The 20,286-nt window shown below is 72.9% G+C and carries 13 protein-coding genes; 6 read left to right on the forward strand and 7 right to left on the reverse strand.

Features of this window, described 5'->3' with window-relative positions:
* Positions 1-7 precede the first annotated feature (7 nt).
* Entirely contained in the window at positions 8-895 is an 888-nt protein-coding gene (locus ABT084_RS04490) for an aquaporin (protein WP_351038180.1), read from the reverse strand.
* 176 nt (positions 896-1,071) lie between these two features.
* On the opposite strand from ABT084_RS04490, the gene ABT084_RS04495 reads away from it, so the two are divergent.
* The 3 genes from ABT084_RS04495 (at position 1,072) to ABT084_RS04505 (ending at position 7,060) form a co-directional block, all read left to right on the forward strand.
* Positions 1,072-1,611, forward strand: coding sequence for an RNA 2'-phosphotransferase (locus tag ABT084_RS04495; protein WP_351038181.1), 540 nt, complete (start codon positions 1,072-1,074; stop codon positions 1,609-1,611).
* A gap of 170 nt (positions 1,612-1,781) precedes the next feature.
* Positions 1,782-3,701, forward strand: a complete 1,920-nt coding sequence (locus ABT084_RS04500) for an HSP90 family protein (protein WP_351038182.1) — start codon at positions 1,782-1,784, stop codon at positions 3,699-3,701.
* Complete coding sequence (locus ABT084_RS04505; RefSeq protein ID WP_351038183.1) at positions 3,698-7,060, forward strand: hypothetical protein; 3,363 nt, start codon at positions 3,698-3,700, stop codon at positions 7,058-7,060. The genes ABT084_RS04500 and ABT084_RS04505 overlap by 4 nt, the downstream gene beginning before the upstream one ends.
* Positions 7,061-7,114: 54 nt before the next feature.
* On the opposite strand, the gene ABT084_RS04510 is transcribed toward ABT084_RS04505, so the two are convergent.
* On the reverse strand, positions 7,115-8,017 hold the full coding sequence (locus tag ABT084_RS04510) for an LLM class flavin-dependent oxidoreductase (protein WP_351038184.1): 903 nt from the start codon (positions 8,015-8,017) through the stop codon (positions 7,115-7,117).
* 100 nt (positions 8,018-8,117) lie between these two features.
* Here ABT084_RS04510 and ABT084_RS04515 point away from each other — a divergent pair, with 100 nt between their 5' ends.
* Complete coding sequence (locus ABT084_RS04515; RefSeq protein WP_351038185.1) at positions 8,118-9,002, forward strand: Cof-type HAD-IIB family hydrolase; 885 nt, start codon at positions 8,118-8,120, stop codon at positions 9,000-9,002.
* Positions 9,003-9,051: 49 nt separating this feature from the next.
* Here ABT084_RS04515 and ABT084_RS04520 read toward each other — a convergent pair whose 3' ends face one another.
* The 4 genes from ABT084_RS04520 to ABT084_RS04535 all read right to left on the reverse strand — a co-directional run bounded on the left by ABT084_RS04520 (position 9,052) and on the right by ABT084_RS04535 (position 16,960).
* Complete coding sequence (locus ABT084_RS04520) at positions 9,052-10,776, reverse strand: sensor histidine kinase (protein WP_351038186.1); 1,725 nt, start codon at positions 10,774-10,776, stop codon at positions 9,052-9,054.
* A 72-nt stretch (positions 10,777-10,848) separates the two neighbouring features.
* Positions 10,849-14,394 carry a thiol reductant ABC exporter subunit CydD gene (gene cydD, locus ABT084_RS04525; protein WP_351038187.1) on the reverse strand — a complete coding sequence of 1,182 codons (3,546 nt, stop codon included), beginning with the start codon at positions 14,392-14,394 and terminating at the stop codon, positions 10,849-10,851.
* Positions 14,395-14,434: 40 nt separating this feature from the next.
* Complete coding sequence (cydB, locus tag ABT084_RS04530; protein ID WP_351038188.1) at positions 14,435-15,436, reverse strand: cytochrome d ubiquinol oxidase subunit II; 1,002 nt, start codon at positions 15,434-15,436, stop codon at positions 14,435-14,437.
* An 18-nt stretch (positions 15,437-15,454) separates the two neighbouring features.
* Entirely contained in the window at positions 15,455-16,960 is a 1,506-nt protein-coding gene (locus ABT084_RS04535; protein ID WP_351038189.1) for a cytochrome ubiquinol oxidase subunit I, read from the reverse strand.
* 189 nt (positions 16,961-17,149) lie between these two features.
* On the opposite strand from ABT084_RS04535, the gene ABT084_RS04540 reads away from it, so the two are divergent.
* On the forward strand, positions 17,150-17,518 hold the full coding sequence (locus tag ABT084_RS04540; protein ID WP_351038190.1) for a cyclophilin-like fold protein: 369 nt from the start codon (positions 17,150-17,152) through the stop codon (positions 17,516-17,518).
* Positions 17,519-17,584: 66 nt separating this feature from the next.
* Here the strand turns inward: ABT084_RS04540 and hisC are convergent, their stop codons facing one another.
* On the reverse strand, positions 17,585-18,667 hold the full coding sequence (gene hisC, locus ABT084_RS04545; RefSeq protein WP_351038191.1) for a histidinol-phosphate transaminase: 1,083 nt from the start codon (positions 18,665-18,667) through the stop codon (positions 17,585-17,587).
* Between the two features lie 350 nt (positions 18,668-19,017).
* On the opposite strand from hisC, the gene ABT084_RS04550 reads away from it, so the two are divergent.
* On the forward strand, positions 19,018-20,133 hold the full coding sequence (locus ABT084_RS04550) for a LacI family DNA-binding transcriptional regulator (protein WP_351038192.1): 1,116 nt from the start codon (positions 19,018-19,020) through the stop codon (positions 20,131-20,133).
* Positions 20,134-20,286 lie beyond the last annotated feature (153 nt).

A 20,286-nucleotide genomic window follows, 5' to 3' on the forward strand; every position in this document is an offset into this window, starting at 1 on the left:
GGACAGGTCATCCGGCGCGTACGTAACCGGAGGCGTCACCCGGGCCGACGCCCGCGCCCGCACCGTCGCCCGCACCCACGCCCGCGCCGTCGCCCGCACCACCGGCAGCCCCCGCGGGGCGGTTCCCGTAGAGGAGGGCCGCGAGGGCGAGGCCCAGGATCCCGCCGACCAGCTGCGCCGCGACGAACCCGGGCAGCGACTGCGGCGCGATCCCGGTGAAGGAGTCACTGAAGGCGCGCCCCACGGTGCCGGCCGGGTTGGCGAAGGACCCCGACGAGGTGAACCAGATCGCGGCGGCGATGTACCCGGCCACCGCGGCCGGGATGAGCCTCGCCCGCCCGATCCGCCCGAGCCCCTGGATGACGAGGACCAGCCCTGCGGTGGCGACGACCTCGCCGATCAGCAGGTGCCCGCCGCCCCGGACCTGGGTGGCGAAGGTGCCCGGTACCCGCCCGAACATGGTCTCGGCGAGCACCGCGCCGCCGATGGCCCCCGCGGTCTGGGCCGCGGTGTAGACGAGGGCCTCGCGCCCGCCCAGACCCTCGCCGCCGCCGCGCCCGGCCCACCAGGAGGTGAGGCTGACCACGGGGTTCAGGTGCGCCCCGGACAGGGGGCCCAGCAGAGTGATGATCAGACCGAGTCCGATCGCCGAGGCCAGCGAGTTGGCGACCAGGGCCACGCCGGTGTCCCGGCTCAGGGCGGCGGCCTGGATGCCGGATCCGATCACGACGACGAGGAGCCCGCAGGTGCCGACGAGTTCGGCGGCGGCGCGGCGCGGCAGAGAGGCCGTGGCGACGGCCGCGGCCGGTGCGGCCAGGGCCGCCGGTGTGGTCAGGGCCGGTGTGGTCGAAGCCGGTGCGGCCAGGGCCGGTGTGGTCGAAGCCGGTGTGGTCATGGTTCCTCCCCCGGGGTCAGGTGCAACGGAAAACATATTCCGTATACCGAAAGCGCGATAGGGGGGCCTAGCGGGCACAGGGGACCGAACAGGGGACCGCGTCGGCGGAATCCGCCCGCAGCCGAGGGGACACAAACCCTTTGGCCTGCCGCCCTCCACCGGGCACCCTGGCCTCCATGGACGAGAAACGCACCGTGAAGGTGTCCAAATACGTCTCGAAACACCTGCGGCATCAGCCGGAACGGATCGGACTGGTGCTCGACGCCCAGGGCTGGGTGGAGATCGACGACCTCCTGCGCGCGGCCGCGGACCACCGCTTCCCCTTCACCCGGGCCGAGCTCGACCACGTCGTCGCCACCAATGACAAACAGCGCTTCGCCGTGGCGGGCACCCGCATCCGGGCCAGCCAGGGCCACACCGTCGACGTCGACCTCGGCCTCCCCGAGGCCGAACCGCCCGCGTACCTCTACCACGGCACCGTCGCCGCCGCCCTCGGCCCGATCCGCGCCGAGGGCCTGCGCCCGATGCGGCGCCACCACGTCCACCTCTCCTCCGACCGCGAAACCGCCACCCGCGTGGGCGCGCGGCGCGGCCGGCCGGTGGTGCTCAGCGTGGACGCGGGCGCGATGCGGACGGCCGGGCACGTGTTCCGGGTCAGCGCGAACGGGGTGTGGCTGGTGGAATCCGTCCCTCCGGAATTCCTGCGCCTGCCGTAGCCCGCCCGGCGCACCCGGGGCGGAATGCCCCCCGCCGGAAACACCCGCGAGAACGGCCCGGAATTCCCTGAGTGATTGTCAGAGCCGCCCCCTAACCTGGTGCGCACGGTCGGTGAGGGGGGGTACCTCGCGATCGCCGGACAACCCCTGCACACGCGAGGTGACCTTCCATGTCCTCCACCATCCCGCCGGCCGAGGCAGCCGAGACGCCGGAGAGCCCCGGCGGCGCAGGTCTGCCCGAGCCGGTGGCCAGCTCCTTCCAGGTCGACCTGCGCGGACTCGTCGACCTGCTCTCCCACCACCTCTACTCCAGCCCGCGCGTGTACGTCCGCGAGCTGCTCCAGAACGCGGTGGACGCCATCACCGCCCGCCAGGCCCACGACCCGGGCGCGGTGGTCCGTATCCGGCTGTCCGCCGGAGCCGGACGGGTCTCCATCGAGGACACCGGCATCGGCCTGACCGCCGCCGAGGCGCATTCGCTGCTCGCCACCATCGGCCGCAGCTCCAAGCGCGGCGGCGAGCACGGGCTGGAGACCACCCGCCAGGAGTTCCTGGGCCAGTTCGGCATAGGCCTGCTCGCCTGCTTCGTCATCGCCCGCCGGATCCGCGTCGTCACCCGGTCCGCCCGCGACCCGCAGGCCGCGCCCGTCGAGTGGCTCGCCACCGACGACGGCTCGTACACCGTGCGCGAACTCCCCCACGAGGCCCGCCCCGAGCCCGGCACCACCGTCCACCTGGAGGCGCGGCCCGGCGCCGAGGAATGGACCGTGCCCGCGCAGGTCGAGCAGCTGGCCCGTGACTACGGCTCCCTGCTGCCCTACGACATCACCTTCCGGGACACGTCGGACGGCGCCCCGGACGACGCGGCCGCCGCCCCGCGCCCGATCACCGACCGGCCCGCCGTCTGGGACCGCCCGTACCCCACCCCCGCCGCCCGCCGGACCGCCCTCGCCGGACACTGCGCGCGCCTCTTCGGCTTCAGCCCCCTCGACAGCATCGACCTCGACCTGCCGGTCGCGGGCGTGCGCGGCGTGGCGTACGTGCTCCCCGAACCCACCAGCCCCGCCCACCGGTCCGGACACCGCGTCCACCTCAAGGGCATGCTGCTCACCGACCAGGCCGACAATCTGCTCCCGGACTGGGCCTTCTTCGTCCGCGCCGTCCTCGACACGGACACCCTGCGGCCCACCGCCTCCCGCGAGAACCTCTACGACGACGAGACCCTCGCCGCCGTGCGCGAAGCCCTCGGCGCCCGCATCCGCACCTGGCTGGCCGAACTCGCCGCCAGTGAGCCCGAGCGGCTCGCGGCCTTCCTGCGCGTCCACCACCTCGGCGTGAAGTCCCTCGCCCGGCACGACGCCGAGCTGCTCGGGCTGATGCTGCCGTGGCTGCCGTTCGAGACGAGCGACGGCTCCATGAGCCTGGAGGAGTTCGCCGCCGCGCACACCGACATCCACTTCACGCGCACGGTCGAGGAGTTCCGCCAGATCGCCCCGATCGCGGCCGCCCACGGGCTGGGCGTGATCAACGCCGGATACACCTACGACGCCGACCTGCTGGCCCTGCTGCCCGCCGTACGCCCCGGCATCAAGGTCACCGAGCTGGACGCCGGCGCCGTCACGGACCGGCTCGATCCCGTCCCCGCCGAAGCCGAGCTGGCCCTCACCGGTTTCCTCTCCACCGCGCGGATCCGGCTGGAGGCGCAGAGCTGTGACGTCGTACTGCGCGCCTTCCAGCCCGTCGGCGTGCCCGCCCTCCACCTCGACGACCGCCAGGCCCGCCAGGAGCGCGACCGGGTGAGCGCGCAGGAGAGCGCCGATTCCCTGTGGAGCGGGATCCTGGGCTCCCTGCGCGGCTCCGCCCCGCGGGCCCGCCTCGTGCTCAACCACAACAACCCGCTGGTCCGCCGGATCGCCTCGATCCCGGACGGGGAACTGGCCGGTACCGCGGTCGAGTCGCTGTACGGACAGGCCCTGCTGATGGCACAGCGCCCGCTGCGCCCGGCCGATTCCAGCCTGCTCAACCGGGCCTTCCTCGGGCTGCTCGAATGGGCGACCCACTCCGCCGGAACCGAAGGGACCCAGAAGTGAGCGCGATGACCCCCGAGCAGATCCGCCAGGGTCTCGAGGACAACCCGCACCTGCCCAACGGCGCCGCGCGCAACGCGCTCGCGGAGGAGCTGAGCGCCGCCGCCGAGGCGAGCGGCGACCCGGCGCTCTTCCGGTCGGCCCTCGACAACCAGATCAACGCGTACGAGTACTCCGCCGAGCGGCCGCGCATGCTGGTGCCCTTCGCCCGGCTGCTCCAGGAGTACGACCGCGATCCCGGCGCGTTCGCGCAGTGGGAGGTCAGCGCCCTGTTCTGGCAGTTCAAGTGGGTCGCCTCGGCCCTCACCGCCTCGCCGGAGATATCCATCGAGTCGGCCACCGGCTGGCTCGCCGAAATGGAACGCCGCTACCGGCTCGCGGGTTACACCGAGCGGCCCGTGCGGGAGGCCGAGCTGTTCCTCGCGGACGCCCTCGCCGACGACGCGCGCGCCGAGTCGGCCGTCTCCCGCTGGATGACCGCCGGGCGGGACAGCATGAGCGACTGTCACGCCTGCGAAATCAACACCCAGGGCTGGTTCTGGGCGCACAAGGGCGAGGACGCCAAGGCCGTCGAGGTCTGGCAGCCGGTCCTGGCGGGCAAGCTGACCTGCGCGGAGGAGCCGCACCGGGTGCTGGCCCAGTCCCTGCTGCCGCTGCTGCGCCTCGGGCGGCTCGACGAGGCCCGCTCGAACCACCTGCGCGGGTACCGGATGGCCCGGGGCAACGACAGCCTGCTGCGCTCGATCGGCAAGCACATCGAGTTCTGCGCGCTCACCGGCAACGAGCCGCGCGGGCTGGAGATCCTCGCCGAGCACGCGGCGCACCTCGGCCGGCTGAGCGACGTCGACGCGCTGGTGGAGTTCTACGGGGGCATCCTCGTCCTGCTGCGGCGCCTCACCGAGCTGGGCCTCGGCGACGGACCCGCCGTCGCCCACCAGGGGGCGATGCGGAGCGTGCGCGAGCTGTACGCGCTGCTGCACGCCGACGCGCTGGCGGGTGCGCGGCGCTTCGACGCGCGCAACGGCAACACCCGGGCCTCCGACCGGTTCACGGCACGGATCGGGCGCCTGCCAGTGGTGGACGTCCTGCCGCTCGGGGTGCGCAGCGCGGGCCTCCCGGAGACGGTCGCCGCCGGTACGGGGCGGGCCGGTGCGGGGGCGGTCGCTGCCGGGGCGGTCGCTGCCGGGGCGGTCGCTGCGGGAGCGGTCGCTGCGGGAGCGGTCGCCGCGGGAGCGGTCGCTGCCGGGGGCCCGGAGGCGGGGGCCGCCGGTTTCGCGGAGCTGGTGGCCCGGGCGCGGGCGGCGCGCGCCGTGGGGCACCCCGAGGCGCGGGCGCTGTGGGCACAGCTGGCGGCGCGGGCGGCGGTACGGGCGCCGGGTGCGCCGGGGTCGGATGATCCGGGGGAGCCGGGGGAGCCGGTGGACGCCGCGCTGGCCGCGGATCTGCTGGAGCACCGGGCGCTGGCGGTGGCCCGGGCCGCGGAGCGGGGGGCCGCGCAGCCGGAGTCCGGGGCGGAGGCCGGGGGCGCCGGTCCCGGGCGGGTACGGGCCCTGTTCGCCGAGGTCCGCGACGCCCACCGGGCCGCCGGTCAGCCGGACCGGGCCGTTCTGGCGGAGCTGTGGCTGGTCAGCGCGGCCGCCCGGGCCGGAGCCGGTCCCGCCGAGCTGCGCGAACTGCTCGCGGCGGCCGCCGGATCCGCCGCGGCGCTGGACGCGGCCGACCCGCTGCGCGCCCGCCGGGTCGCGGCGGCCGAGCTGACCCGGATCCGCGTGGAGTCGTACCTGCGCGCGGCGGAGACCGACCACGCCCACCAAGGCGCGGACCAGGACCTGCTCGCCGCCCTCGAGACCCTCGTCGCGGAAGCCACCGAAGTCGCGGAAGCCACCGAAGGAACCGAAGGAACCGAAGGAACCGAGGTATCCGAAGGAACCGAAGGAACCGAAGGAACCGAAGCCGCCCAGGTCACCGAGGGCGCCGCCACCACCGGCGCCCTCGGACCGGACCGGGCCGCTCTGGCGGCCGACGCCGAGGAGCTGCTGGCCCGCATCCACCTCCAAGCGGGCGCCGCGCAGCGGGCGGAGACCCTGCTCGCCTCGGCCGCCGGGCACGCCGTCGCGGCCGGGCGGCCCTGGCTCGCGGTGGATCCGCTGGCCCTGCGGGCGCGCGTACTCATGTCCCTCGGGCGCCCCGGGGAAGCCGAGGAAGCGGCGCGCGCCGCCCTGGCGCACTCGGCCGAGGTGACCGACGCCGAAACGCACGGTTCCGTACGCCTGGCCCTCGCCGACATCCTGCTGCGCGGGGACGAAGAAGCCGTGGCGGAGGCGGCCCGCCATGCCCTGGACGGTGCGCACTGGTTCGATCTGGCCGGACTCACCGAGACGGGCGGGGCCCGGGCCCGGCTGCTGCTCACCCGCGCCTACGCGGCGGCCGAGCGCACGGCCGAGGCGGTGGAGGTGCTCCAGTCCGCGCTGGCGGACCTGGTCGGGCACGGGGAGCACGCCGAGGTACAGGCGCGCGAGCTGCTCGGTGACCTGCTGTCCGACCTGCGCGACCCGGCGGGAGCGGCCGAGCAGTACCTGCTGGCCGCGGACGTCGCCAAGGGCTGGGAGGACCCCCGGCCGCAGGCACACCTCGCGCAGTCCGCGGCCGACGCGCTGTCCAGTGCCCGTATGGAGGAGGAAGCCGTCGCCGCCTACGAGCGGGCGCTGGAGCTGCGCCGCGCGATCGGGGACGCCCCGGTGGCCGAGGTCCGGATGCTGCGCTCGCTGGCCTGGCTGACGGTCGAGGGGAAGACCGCGGGCAGCGAGGGCGGTGGGATCCGGGAGAGCTCCGTGGACCGATTCGCCCGGGCACGGCGCCGGATGGACGAGGCGGTGGAGGTCATCGAGGCCGCCCTGGCCGCGGACCCGGAGGGGACCCCGCAGGCGCAGACGGCTCGGTTGCGCTTCGAACTCGCCCAGACCTGGCAGCAGCTCACCCAGCTGCTCGGCCACCGCCTCCGGCCCCGGCCCGGCGCGGACGGAGAGGGTGTCGGCGAGGGTGTCGGCGAAGGTGCGGGCGAAGGTGTGGGCGAGCCCCCGGCCGCGCTGACCGAGGCCGAGGCCCGCCTGCTGCGCGAGGAGCGGGTCTCGCTGTGGGACCGGGCCGCCGCGCTCTACGCGGGGTTCGGCCCCGAGCGCGTCCAGGAACGGTTCTGGTGCGTCCAGGGCGCCACCGACACCGACCGGGAACTGGCCCGCGCGGACCGCGCCACGGCCCGGCTGACGGCCTACGTCGAGGAGCTGCGCGCCCTGCCGCAAGGCGTCGCGCCGGCCTGGCTGCTGCCCCGTGCCGAAGCCGCGCTGGCCGGGCTGAAGGCCTGATCACGGGCGGGGTGGGGGCGGCACAGCCCGCCCCCACCCCGCCCGGTCCACCCGTCAGGCCAGCTGCGCGAGACCCTCGGTGGCGATCTTCTCGAACACCGCGGGGTCGGCGGCGAACTCGGTGTCCGGGATCGGCGCGTGGATCACCAGCTCGCTGAAGCCCAGCTCGCGGTGGCGTCCCACGAAGTCCACGAACGCGTCGAGCGAGCGCAGCATCGTGTTCGCCTCGGGGGTGAAGCCGGTCAGCAGGATCTTCTCGACCGACTCCGGGTCCCGGCCGATCTCGGCACACGCCTTGCCCAGCCTGTCGATCTGGCCCCGCAGCGCCTCGACCGACTGCTCCGGGGTGCCCGCCTCGAACAGCTTCGGGTCGCCCGTGGTCACCCACGCCTGCCCGTGCCGGGCGGTCAGCTTCAACCCGCGCGGACCGGTCGCCGCCACGGCGAACGGCAGCCGGGGCCGCTGGACGCAGCCCGGGATGTTCCGGGCCTCGTTCGCGGAGTAGAAGGTGCCCCCGTGCGTCACCGACTCCTCGGTCAGCAGCCGGTCGAGCAGCGGTACGAATTCGGCGAACCGGTCGGCCCGCTCGCGCGGGGTCCAGGGCTCCTGCCCGAGCGCGCTCGCGTCGAAGCCGTTGCCCCCCGCCCCGATGCCGAGGGTGATCCGGCCGCCGGAGATGTCGTCCAGCGACATGAGGTCCTTGGCCAGGGTCACGGGGTGCCGGAAGTTGGGCGAGGTCACGAGGGTGCCCAGGCGCATCCGCCGGGTCGCGGCGGCCGCGGCGGTCAGGGTGGGCACGGCGCCGAACCACGGGCCGTCCCGGAAGGTCCGCCAGGAGAGGTGGTCGTAGGTGTACGCGGCGTGGAAGCCGAGTTCCTCGGCTCGCAGCCACTGATCGCGGCCGCCGTCGTGCCAGCGGCGTACCGGGAGGATCACAGTGCTCAGACGCAGACTCATGCCCAGAGCCTACGGCGATCCGGGTGAACGCCCCGTACGCGCCGCATCCGGCCCGGCGCGGTGTCCCTCCCCCACGCCCCTGGTCGGGCCGGGCGGGCCCATGGGCGAAGATGGAGCCGTGACCTCGGCTCCCCAGCGCCCGGACGGGCCGCTTCCCACGCCCCGCCTCATCGCCACCGACCTGGACGGCACCCTGCTGCGCGACGACAAGTCCGTGTCGGACCGCACCGTCGCCGCCCTCGCGGCCGCCGAGGAGGCCGGGATCGAGGTCTTCTTCGTCACCGGGCGACCGGCCCGCTGGATGGACGTCGTCAGCGAGCACGTGCACGGCCACGGCCTCGCCATCTGCGCGAACGGCGCCGCCGTCGTCGATCTGCACGCCGGCCGGGAGTTCGTCCAGGTCCGCGAGCTGCCCCGGTCGGCGGCCCTGGCCGTCGTGCACGCCCTGCGCGCCGCCGCCCCCGGCAGCTCGTTCGCCGTCGAGCTGACCACCGGCATCCACTACGAGCCGGCGTACCCGCCCTTCTACCAGGACCCGGGTGCCACGGTGGCCACCGCCGAGAAGCTCCTGTACGCGGACCCGTCCACGACGGCCGCTCCCGTGCTCAAGCTGCTCGCCCACCACGGCGAGCTGTCGCCGGACGCGTTCCTGACCCTGGCCCGCGCCGCCGCGGGGGAGTACGGCGCGATCACGCGCTCCAGCCCGACCGCGCTGCTGGAGATCAGCGGCCTGGGCGTGTCCAAGGCCAGCACCCTGGAGCTCTGCTGCGCGCAGCGCGGCATCTCCGCGGCCGAGGTCGTCGCCTTCGGGGACATGCCCAACGACATCGAGATGCTGAGCTGGGCGGGCACGTCGTACGCGATGGCCAACGCCCACCCCGCCGTGATCGCGGCGGCGTCCGGACGTACGGTCGCCAACAACGAGGACGGGGTCGCCGTCGTCATCGAACAGATCCTGGCCGACCTGCCCCGCCACCAGGGCTGACGGGCCTAGCCCCGGGCGCCCGAAGGCAAGGCGGGACTTACAACACGCCCTAGAGCGGGGCCTCCCACACCACGGTCGTCCCGCCGCCGTCCTCCCCGATGCCCGGGCCGTACGAACTCGACCCGCCCAGCGACTCCGCCCGGCGCCGCAGGTTCCGCAGCCCGCTCCGCCGGCCGCCCTCCGTGATGCCCACCCCGTCGTCCGCGACCTCCAGCCGGACGCCGGGCCGCCCGTCCGCCAGAGTGATCGTCGAGTCCAGCACCACCTCGATCCGGGCCGCCTCGGAGTGCCGGAACGCATTGGACAGCGCCTCGCGCAGCGCGGCGATCAGGTTCTTGCCGACGAGTTCGCCGACGACCGCGTCGATCGGTCCCAGGAAGCGGTGCGCGGGCTTGAAGCCCAGCGGTACGGCCGCCATGTTGATCTCGCGCAGCACCCGCGTGCGCAGCCCGGACGGGGCCTCCGCCGGGCCCTGCTGGAGGGCGAAGATCGCGGTCCGGATCTCCTGGATCGTCACGTCCAGCTCGTCGACGGCCTTGCCGACCCCGTCGCGCACCTCGGGCACGATGGAGCGGCGCTGGGCGCCCTCCAGCATCATCCCGGTGGCGAACAACCGCTGGATGACCAGGTCGTGGAGGTCACGGGCGATCCGGTCGCGGTCCTCGAACACCGCGAGCCGCTCCCGGTCGCGCTGGGCCTCGGCCATCATCAGCGCCAGCGCCGCCTGCGAGGCGAACTGGGTGGCGAGGGTCCGCTCGGCCTCGCTGAACGGCCGCTTCCCGCGCGCCCGGGGCGTCACCAGCGCGCCCAGCACCCGACCGCCGCTGTGCAGCGGGAGCATCATGCAGGGCCCGTACTGGCTGGTCAGGCGGCTGATCATGCGCGGATCCGAGGACGCGTCGTCCACGAACACCGGCTCCCCGCGGAGCAGCTTGTCCACCACGGGGCTCTCCGCCGGGATCTGTACACCGAGCGAGGTGGCGGGGTTCTCGGCGGAGACCGCCACGATCTCCATCCCGCCCTCCTCGGAGGGCAGCATCACGATCCCGGCCGCCGAGTCCGCCAGTCGCCGGGCCTGTTCCGCGACGACGGCGAGCGCGTCGTCGGCGTCCCCGCCCGACAGGAGCGCGGTGGTGACGGCCACCGAGCCGTCGATCCAGCGTTCGCGCTGGGTGGCGGCCTCGTACAGGCGGGCGTTGCCGATCGCGATGCCCGCCTCGGTCGCCAGCACCCGGACCATGTGGACGTCGTAGTCGTTGAACTCGACGCCGCCGTGCTTCTCGGCGAGGTACAGATTGCCGAAGATCTCCCCCTGGACCCGGATCGGTACGCCGAGGAAGGTCTTCATCGGGGGGTGGCCCGGCGGGAAACCGGAGGCGCGCGGATCGCTCGTCAGATCGGCGAGCCGGACGGTGTCCGGGTGCTCGATGAGCGCTCCGAGCAGGCCCCGCTTGCCGTCGGGGCGGTGTCCGATGCGCCGGGCCGTCTCGGTGTCGACGCCGTGGGTGACGAAGTCGGAGAGCCCGCGGCCCTCCGTGTCCACGACGCCGATCGCCGCGTAGCGGGCGTTCGCCAGCTCCGCGGCGGTCTCGCAGATGCGGTCCAGTGTGGAGTGCAGTTCGAGGCCGGTGCCGACCGACCGCATCGCCTCCAGCAGCTGCGGCACCCGGGCGGTGAGCTCGGTGGACAGCCCCTGCAGACTCCGGGTGGCCTGGGTGGCGGCCTCCAGCGGGTCCGGTGGGTCTTGCGACTCCTGTGACTCCTGCACTGACATGCCTGTGAGCCTAGTTAGTCCCTTTTGCTGGGGAAAGTCGGTACCGGTCGTCCTACGGCCCGGTCACGCCGGTCACGGGCGGCCCGCTCCGGCCAGATCTCCTTCGCGCTCCCGCTCGACCATCCGCCGCAGCGGTCCCTCGACGCCCACGAGCACCTCGTACGGACCGCGCTGCACGACGCGGCCGCCGTCCAGTACGAGGATCTCGTCCACCGCGTCGAGACCGGCCAGCCGGTGCGTGATCAGCACCGTGGTCCGCCCCTCGGTGGCGCGCAGCAGGTCCTCCGTCAGGGCGTCCGCGGTGGCCAGGTCCAGATGCTCGGCGGGCTCGTCGAGGACCAGGACCGGGAAGTCGGCCAGCAGCGCGCGAGCCAGCGCCAGCCGCTGCCGCTGACCGCCGGAGATCCGTTCGCCGTGCTCACCCACGAGCGTGTCCAGCCCCTCGGGCAGCCCGTCCGCCCAGTCCAGCAGCCGTGCGGCGGCGAGCGCGGCGCGCAGCTCCGCCTCGCTCGCCCCGGTCCGGGCCAGGCGCAGGTTCTCCCGTACCGAGCTGTCGAAGAGGTGCGCGTCCTGCGCGCACAGGCCCACGAGGCGGCGTACGTCGTCCCCGTCCAGGGTGCGTACGTCGGTCCCCGCGACGGTGTACGAGCCCTCGCCCACGTCCAGGAACCTCAGCAGCACCTGGGCCAGCGTGGTCTTGCCCGCACCGGAGAGCCCCACGACCGCGATCCGGCGGCCCGCGTCGAGGGTCAGGTCGACCTCCCGCAGCGCGTCGTCCTCCTGCCCGGGGTGCCGGGCGGCGAGCCCGGTCAGCCGCAGCGGGAAGGGGGAGGCGGGCGCCCGGCCCGGCCGCTCCGGCTCGGCGACCGGCGCGGGGGCGTCGATGACCTCGTAGACGCGCTCGGCGCTGCGCCGGACCCGCTGGCGGTACTGGACGGCCAGGGGGAGCCCGTTGACCGCCTCGAAAGCGGCCAACGGGGTGAGCACGGCGACGGCCATCGCCACTCCGCCGAGGCGTCCGTCGTGCACCGCCCCCGCGGCGACGGCGGCGGCCGCCACCACGATCAGCCCGCAGATCAGCGCGGACAGCCCGCCGCCGATCCCGGTCGCCGCGGCGCCCCGGGCGGCGATCCGGGTGAGGACCCCGTCGCTCTCCCGGGCCCGCTCCTTGCGTCCGGCCAGCGCTCCGGCGACGGTCAGCTCGGCCGTACCGGAGAGCAGATCCGCCACCCGGGTGGCCAGCTCGCCCCGCGCGGGGGCGAGCCTGCGCTCCGCCCGCCGCGCGCAGGCACCGCTGACCAGCGGCACCGCGATCCCGGCGGCGAGCAGTCCGACGGCGAGCACGGCCCCGGCCTCCGGCAGCAGCCAGGCGGTGAAGCCGACCGAGCCGAGTCCGACGAGGACGGCGGTGCCGACCGGCAGCAGCCAGCGCAGCCAGTAGTCCTGCAGGGCGTCGGCGTCGGCCACCAGGCGGGTCAGCAGATCCCCGCGGCGCCGCTCGCGCAGCCCTCCGGGCGCGATGCGCTCGAGGCGCCGGTAGACGGAGACCCGCAGCTCCGCGAGCATCCGCAGCACGGCGTCGTGGGAGACCAGCCGCTCCGCGTAGCGGAAGACGGCGCGCCCGATGCCGAAGGCCCGGGTCGCGGTGACGGCCACCATCAGATAGAGGACGGGAGGGTGTTCCGAGGCCCTGGAGATGAGCCATCCGGAGACGGCCATCAGCCCGACTCCCGAGCCGACGGCCAGCGCCCCGAGCAGCAGCCCGAGCCGGAAGCGGCCCTGCCACCGCGCGGCGGTCGCCCGTACCCGCGCGAGCGGGTGCGCGCCTGCGCGGGCGCCCCGGACCCCGGCGGGCGCCTCCTTCTCGGCGGCCTCCCCCGGGATCCATCCGCCGGGTTCACCGTGCGCCGCCGTCGGGGCGGGCGGCGCCGGGCTCGCGTCGGGCTCCCGCGCCGGGAGCCGGGGCACGGCCCCGGTGCCGGTCCCCACGGCCACCACCCGGTCCGCCACCGCCAGCAACGCCGGCCGGTGCACCACGAGCAGCACCGTCCGCCCGGCGGCCAGTCGGCGTACGGCGTCCACCACCGCGGCCTCGGTCTGCCCGTCCAGGGCGGCCGTCGGCTCGTCCAGCAGCAGCACCGGCCGGTCGGCCAGGAACGCCCGGGCCAGCGCGAGCCGCTGGCGCTGGCCCGCGGACAGGCCGGTCCCACCCTCGCCCAGCGGGGTTCGGGCCCCGCCCGGCAGCGCGGCCACGAACTCCTCGGCCCCCGCGTCCCGCAGAGCCCGCGCGACCTCCTCGTCCGAGGCCTGCGGACGGGCCAGTCGTACGTTCTCCGCGATGGTCCCCGCGAACAGGTGCGGGCGCTGCGGCACCCAGGCGATCCGCTCGCGCCACTGCTCCAGGGACAGCTCGGCCAGGTCCACGCCCCCGATCAGCACCCGGCCCTCGGTCGGCGCGACGAAGCCCAGCAGCACCTGGAGGAGGGTGGACTTGCCGACCCCGCTGGGGCCGGTGAGCGCGACGCACTCCCCCGGCGCGACCGTCAGCGAGACCGGCCCGGGGGAGGACTCGGCGCGGCCCTCGTAGCGGACCGCGACGCCTTCGAAGCTCAGCCCGGCGCGGGCGGCGGGCGGCACGGCGGTCGTACCGCCCGCGCCGGTCACCGGTGTCTCCAGGACCTCGAAGATCTCCTCCGCGGCCGCCAGCCCCTCGGCGGCCGCGTGGTACTGCGCCCCGACCTGCCGCAGTGGCAGGTACGCCTCGGGCGCCAGGATCAGGATGACCAGACCGGTGTACAGGTCGAGGTCACCGTGCACGAGCCGCATGCCGATGGTCACGGCGACCAGCGCCACCGAGAGGGTGGCGAGCAGCTCCAGCGCGAAGGACGAGAGGAAGGCGATGCGCAGCGTGCGCATGGTCGCGCGCCGGTAGTCCTCGGTGATGGTCCGGATGGACTCGGCCTGGGCCTTGGCCCGGCCGAAGACCTTCAGCGTGGGCAGCCCCGCGACCACGTCGAGGAAGTGGCCGGACAGCCGGGACAGCAGCCGCCACTGGCGGTCCATCCGGGACTGCGTGGCCCAGCCGATGAGGATCATGAAGAGGGGGATCAGGGGCAGGGTGACCACGATGATCGCCGCCGACACCCAGTCCTCGGTGACGATCCGGGCGAGTACCGCCACCGGGACCACGACCGCGAGGCCGAGCTGCGGCAGGTACCGGGAGAAGTAGTCGTCGAGTGCGTCCACGCCCCGGGTGGCCAGGGTCACCAGGGAGCCCGTCCGCCGGCCGCTGAGCCAGGACGGGCCCAGATCCGCGGCCCGGTCCAGCAGGCGTCGGCGCAGTTCCGACTTGACCGCGGCGCCGGCGCGATGGGCGGCGAGCTCGGTGAGCCAGGCCACCAGAGCCCGGCCCAGGGCCACCGCCGCGAGGAGCAGCAGGGGCGTGCGCAGGGCCGGACCGTCCAGCCCGTCCTCGAAGACACCGACCACGATCTCGGCGATCAGCATCGCCTGACCGACGACCAGCCCCGCTCCGGCGAGCCCCAGAGCCACCACGGCCCCCAGGAAGAGGCGGGTGGCACGGGCGTACCGGAGCAGGCGCGGGTCGATCGGTTTCACGTGAAACATCCCCTAGGCCGGGTCAGACAGGAGGGTGGGATCAGTGCGTGTCGGCGATGTGCTGCGTGCCGATCCGCTTGCGGAACACCCAGTAGGTCCAGCTCTGGTAGAGCAGGACGAGGGGAGTCGCCACGCCCGCGCACCAGGTCATGATCTTGAGGGTGTAGGGCGTGGAGGACGCGTTGGTGACCGTGAGGCTCCAGGCGTCGTTCAGCGAGGAGGGCATGACGTTCGGGAAGAGCGTCAGGAAGAGCATCGCGACCGCGGCCGCGATGGTGATCCCGGACAGGGCGAACGACCAGCCCTCACGGCCCGCCATGTTGCAGCCCAGCGCGCCGAGGAGGGCGATCACCGCGATGGCCATCGCGACCAGGCTGGCGCCGTCGCCCTTGGTCACCTGGGTCCAGGTGAGGAAGACGAGCGCCAGCACGGCGGTGAGCAGCCCGAGCCGGGTGGCCAGCGTGCGCGAGCGGTCCCGGATGTCACCGACCGTCTTGAGCGAGGTGAAGACCGCGCCGTGGAAGGTGAACAGGGTGAGGGTGACCAGGCCGCCGAGGAGCGAGTACACGTTGAGCAGGTCGAAGAGGGTGCCGACGTACTCCTTGTGCTCGTCGATCTTCACGCCCCGCGTGATGTTGGCGAAGGCGACGCCCCACATGAAGGCCGGGATCAGCGAGGTCCAGAAGATGGCGTGTTCCCAGTTGGACTGCCACCTGTCCTCGGGCCTCTTGTGCCGGTACTCGAAGGCCACGCCCCGGATGATGAGGCAGATCAGGATGATCAGCAGCGGCAGGTAGAAGCCGGAGAAGAGCGTGGCGTACCAGTCGGGAAAGGCCGCGAAGGTCGCGCCGCCCGCGGTGAGCAGCCAGACCTCGTTGCCGTCCCAGACGGGCCCGATCGTGTTGATCAGGACCCGCTTCTCCTTGCGGTCGCGGGCCAGCAGCTTGGTCAGTACGCCGACTCCGAAGTCGAAGCCCTCCAGGAAGAAGTAGCCGGTCCAGAGGACGGCGATGAGCACGAACCAGACGTCGTGGAGTTGCATGGTGTGGTCTCCCCTGCCTCAGTACGAGAAGGCCATCGGCCGGTCGGCGTCGGTGTCGTCGCCGCCGATCCTGGTGGGCGGGTTGAGGTCGGCCTCCGTCAGCTCCGGCGGGCCTGCCTTGACGTACTTCACGAGGAGCTTGACCTCGATCACCGCCAGCACGGCGTAGAGCGCGGTGAAGACCGCCATCGAGGTGATCACCTCGCCCTGGGAGACCGTGGGCGAGACCGCGTCGGCGGTGCGCAGGACCCCGTAGACGGCCCAGGGCTGACGGCCCATCTCGGTGAAGATCCAGCCCCAGGAGTTGGCGATCAGCGGGAAGCCGAGCGTCCAGATCGCGCCGAGCCAGTACAGGCGGGTGAGCCGGGGGCTCAGCGCGCTCTTGAAGAGGACCAGGTGGGGCCTCTCGTCCTCGCCGGTCCGCAGGGCCGGCGGGAGCATGAACTTCCGTCGGGTCAGCCAGAGCCCCACCGCACCGATGGCGAAGGAGGCCATGCCGAAGCCGATCATCCAGCGGAAGCCCCAGTAGGCGACGGGGATCGCGGGCCGGTAGTCGCCGGGACCGTACTTCTCCTGCTCGGACTTGTTGACGTCGTTGATGCCGGGGACGAAGGAGTCGAAGTTGTTGTCGGCGAGGAAGGACAGGACGCCGGGGACCTCTATGGCGACCTTGTTGTGGCCCTTGTCGACGTCTCCGTAGGCGAAGATCGAGAAGGGTGCGCTCTTCTCCCCGTCCCACAGCGCCTCGGCGGCGGCCATCTTCATCGGCTGCTGCTTGAACATGACCTTGGCGAGGGTGTCGCCGCTGATCGCGGTGAGCAGACCGCCGATGACCACGGCGATCAGGCCGAGCCGCAGCGAGGTCCGCATCACCGCGATGTGGTTCTTGCGCAGCAGGTGGAAGGCCGCGATGCCGACCATGAAGGCGCCGCCGGTCAGCAGGGCCGCCGTCAGGGTGTGGAAGACCTGGCTGAGAGCGGTGTTCTGGGTCAGCACGAGCCAGAAGTCGGTCAGCTCGGCACGGCCGGTCTCCTTGTTGAAGCGGTACCCGACCGGGTGCTGCATCCAGGAATTGGCCGCGAGGATGAAGTAGGCGGACAGGATGGTGCCGATCGACACCATCCAGATGCAGGCGAGGTGGATCTTCTTGGGCAGCTTGTCCCAGCCGAAGATCCACAGACCGATGAAGGTCGACTCGAAGAAGAAGGCGATCAGGGCTTCGAAGGCCAGCGGAGCACCGAAGACGTCACCGACGAACCGCGAGTAGTCGGACCAGTTCATGCCGAACTGGAACTCCTGGACGATGCCCGTGACGACACCCATCGCGATGTTGATCAGGAAGAGCTTGCCCCAGTACTTGGTGGCCTTGAGGTACTTCTCCTTCTCCGTCCGCACCCAGGCGGTCTGCAGGACCGCGACGAGCGCGGCGAGCGAGATCGTCAGGGGGACGAAGAGGAAGTGGTAGACGGTGGTGATGCCGAACTGCCATCGCGCCAGTGTCTCCGGCGCCAGAGCCAGGTCCACGTCGTCTTCTCCTTCGCGTCGCCGTGGTCAGAGCCGCAGTGCGCCCCCGTGGAGCCCACCCAATACGGGAGGAACCGGGGCGCGCTTGTGAACGCGTTCACATTCACAAGCATTATGGCGCACAGGTGCAGCCATCTTTCAGGCGGGGTCCCCTAGCCAATCCATTCAACAGATTGTTGAATGCGGCCCATGCAGATACGAATCTCCTGGCCCTCCGGCCAGCTCACCGCAACCCTCGACGACACCCCGACGGCCAAGGCCCTGCTGGAGGCGCTGCCGATCTCCGCCTCCGCCAACACCTGGGGCGAGGAGATCTACTTCGACACCGGCGTCTCCGTGGCGCTCGAGGACGACGCGCGCCAGGTCGTCGACCCGGGCACGGTCGCGTTCTGGACCGAGGGCGACGCCCTCGCGCTGCCGTACGGCCCGACCCCCATCTCACGGGGAGGCGAGAGCCGCCTGGCGAGCCCGTGCAACGTCCTCGGCTCGTTCGACGGCGACCCCCGCCTGCTGGCCACCGTCCATGACGGCGACCCCATCCGCGTGGAACTGGCGTAACACAGCTCCCACAGGCCCACAGACCTCCAGGGACCCCTCACAGGCCCCCGGAAAAGGGCCCCGGGCCTACAGCTCCTTGAAGAACGCCTCTGCCGTGTGCAGGAACAGGTCGTTCGCCTCGGTCTCACCGATCGTGACCCGCAGGCCCTCACCCGCGAAGGGCCGGACCACCACACCGGCCTTCTCGCAGGCCGCCGCGAAGTCGGCGGTGCGCTCCCCCAGCCGCATCCACACGAAGTTCGCCTGGGTCTCGGGCACCACCGACCAGCCCTGAGCGAGCAGGGTCTCGTACACCCGCGCGCGCTCACCGACCAGCGAGCCGACCCGGCCCATCAGCTCGTCCTCGGCCCGCAGCGAGGCGACCGCCGCGTCCTGGGCCAGCTGGCTGACGCCGAACGGAACCGCCGTCTTGCGCAGCGCCGCCGCCACCGGTTCGTGCGCGATCGCGAAGCCGACCCGCAGACCGGCCAGCCCGTACGCCTTGGAGAAGGTCCGCAGGACCGCCACGTTCGGCCGGTTCCGGTAGATCTCGACGCCGTCCGGCACCTCGGTGTCGCGCACGAATTCGCGGTACGCCTCGTCCAGCACCACCAGGACGTCGGAGGGCACCCGGTCCAGGAAGCGCTCCAGCTCCGCACGCCGCACGACCGTGCCGGTGGGGTTGTTGGGGTTGCAGAGGAAGATCAGCCGGGTGCGCTCGGTGATCGCTTCGGCCATCGCGTCCAGGTCGTGCACGTCGCCGGGGGTCAGCGGCACCTTCACCGAGGTCGCCCCGGAGATCTGGACGATGATCGGGTACGCCTCGAAGGACCGCCAGGCGTAGATGACCTCGTCGCCCGGGCCGGCCGTCGCCTGGATCAGCGACTGCGCCACCCCGACCGAACCGGTGCCGGTCGCCACGTGCTCGACCGGCACGCCGAAGCGCTCGGCGATCTCGTTGACGAGCCCGGTGCAGGCCATGTCGGGGTAGCGGTTGAAGTCCCCGGCCGCCCCCACGACGCTCTCGAGTACGCCCGGCAGCGGCGGGTAGGGGTTCTCGTTGGAGGACAGCTTGTACGCCACCGGGCCTCCGGCGGCGGCGGGCTTCCCCGGCTTGTAGGTGGGAATGCCATCCAGCTCGGCGCGCAGCCTCGGGCTCTTCTCGCTCACCGCAGGTCCTCCTCGACCATCCCGTGCAACTCAATACTGCTCACCATATGAGGATTCCGCGCTCCCGAGAATGGTGGGCGCCAGGAATGAGGGGGAGCGCATGCATATATGCGTGCGCCGGTGGCCTGCGCCGTGGCGCGCGTCCCTCGTGCAGGTGAGTTGAGACCGGTCCGAGACCTCATCGCTTTGGCATGTTCGTACCCGACGACAAGCCCCACGGTCACTCATGGCTACCAAACGCCTTTGTTTCCAAGGTCATTGGGGGTGGCGAACCTTGCAGAATCGTGCCTGTCAACGCCTGCATATGCATACGGCCCAACCACCCCACCGAGCCCTACTATCGGCTCGCCATGACAGCAGCAGGGAAGCATCAGGTGAGCCGGACCGAGACCCCCCGGCGGACCGCGGGCCGTCCGGGCCGCGCGGGAATCAGGGACGTGGCCGCCGCGGCCGGCGTCTCGATCACGACCGTCTCCGACGCGCTCAATGGCAAAGGGCGGCTCCCGGACGCCACCCGCCGCCACGTCCGCGAGGTGGCCGACCGGCTGGGCTACCGCCCCTCCGCCGCCGCCCGAACCCTCCGTACCGGCAAATCGGGCCTCATCGGCCTGACCGTGACGACGTACGGGGATGAACCTTTCACCTTCACCGAGTTCGCGTACTTCGCCGAGATGGCCAGGGCCGCCACCTCCGCCGCACTCGCGCGCGGCTACGCCCTGGTCATCCTCCCCGCCACCTCCCGGCACGACGTCTGGTCGAATGTCGCCCTCGACGGCACCGTCGTCATCGACCCCTCCGACCACGATCCCGTCGTCACCGAGCTGGTCCGCCAGGGCCTGCCGGTGGTCTCCGACGGCCGCCCCGCCGGGTCCCTCCCGGTCACGGCCTGGGTCGACAACGACCACGAGGCCGCCGTCCTCAACCTGCTCGACCACCTCGCCGCCGCCGGAGCCCGGCGCATCGGACTCCTCACCGGCACCACCACCGACACCTACACCCGGCTCTCCACCACCGCCTACCTCAGCTGGTGCGAGCGGGTCGGTCAGGATCCCGTCTACGAGTCCTACCCCGCCCACGACCCGTGCGCCGGAGCCGTGGCCGCCGACCGGCTGCTCGCCCGGCCCGACCGCCCCGACGCCGTCTACGGGCTCTTCGACCCCAACGGCACCGACCTGCTGGCCGCCGCCCGGCGCTACGGCCTGCGGGTGCCCGAGGACCTCCTGCTCGTGTGCTGCAGCGAGTCCACCGTGTACGCCACCACCGAACCGCCCATCACCACCCTCTCCCTCAAACCACGTCGCATCGGCACGGCCGTCGTGCAGCTGCTCATCGACGCGATCGAGGGCGTGGACACCGGACGGCCCGTCGAGCAGGTGGTCCCGACCGAACTGATCGTCAGAACGTCATCGCAGCGCAGGCAGCCGCGCACCACGGTCAGCCCACCCCGATCCCCCGCCGGAGACTGACCTCCGAGGATTCCGCAACACACATATCGGAGGAAAACGGTAGGAACGACCGGCTCCGGCCAGGATTCACCACCCCTGGTGCGTCACAGAGCGCGAGCTGCATTCCTATGATGGGCGCACGACATCACGGACCCTCCGACCTCGGAGGTCAGG

It is taken from the genome of Streptomyces sp. NPDC002138 (genome assembly GCF_040296485.1).
Taxonomy (GTDB): domain Bacteria; phylum Actinomycetota; class Actinomycetes; order Streptomycetales; family Streptomycetaceae; genus Streptomyces.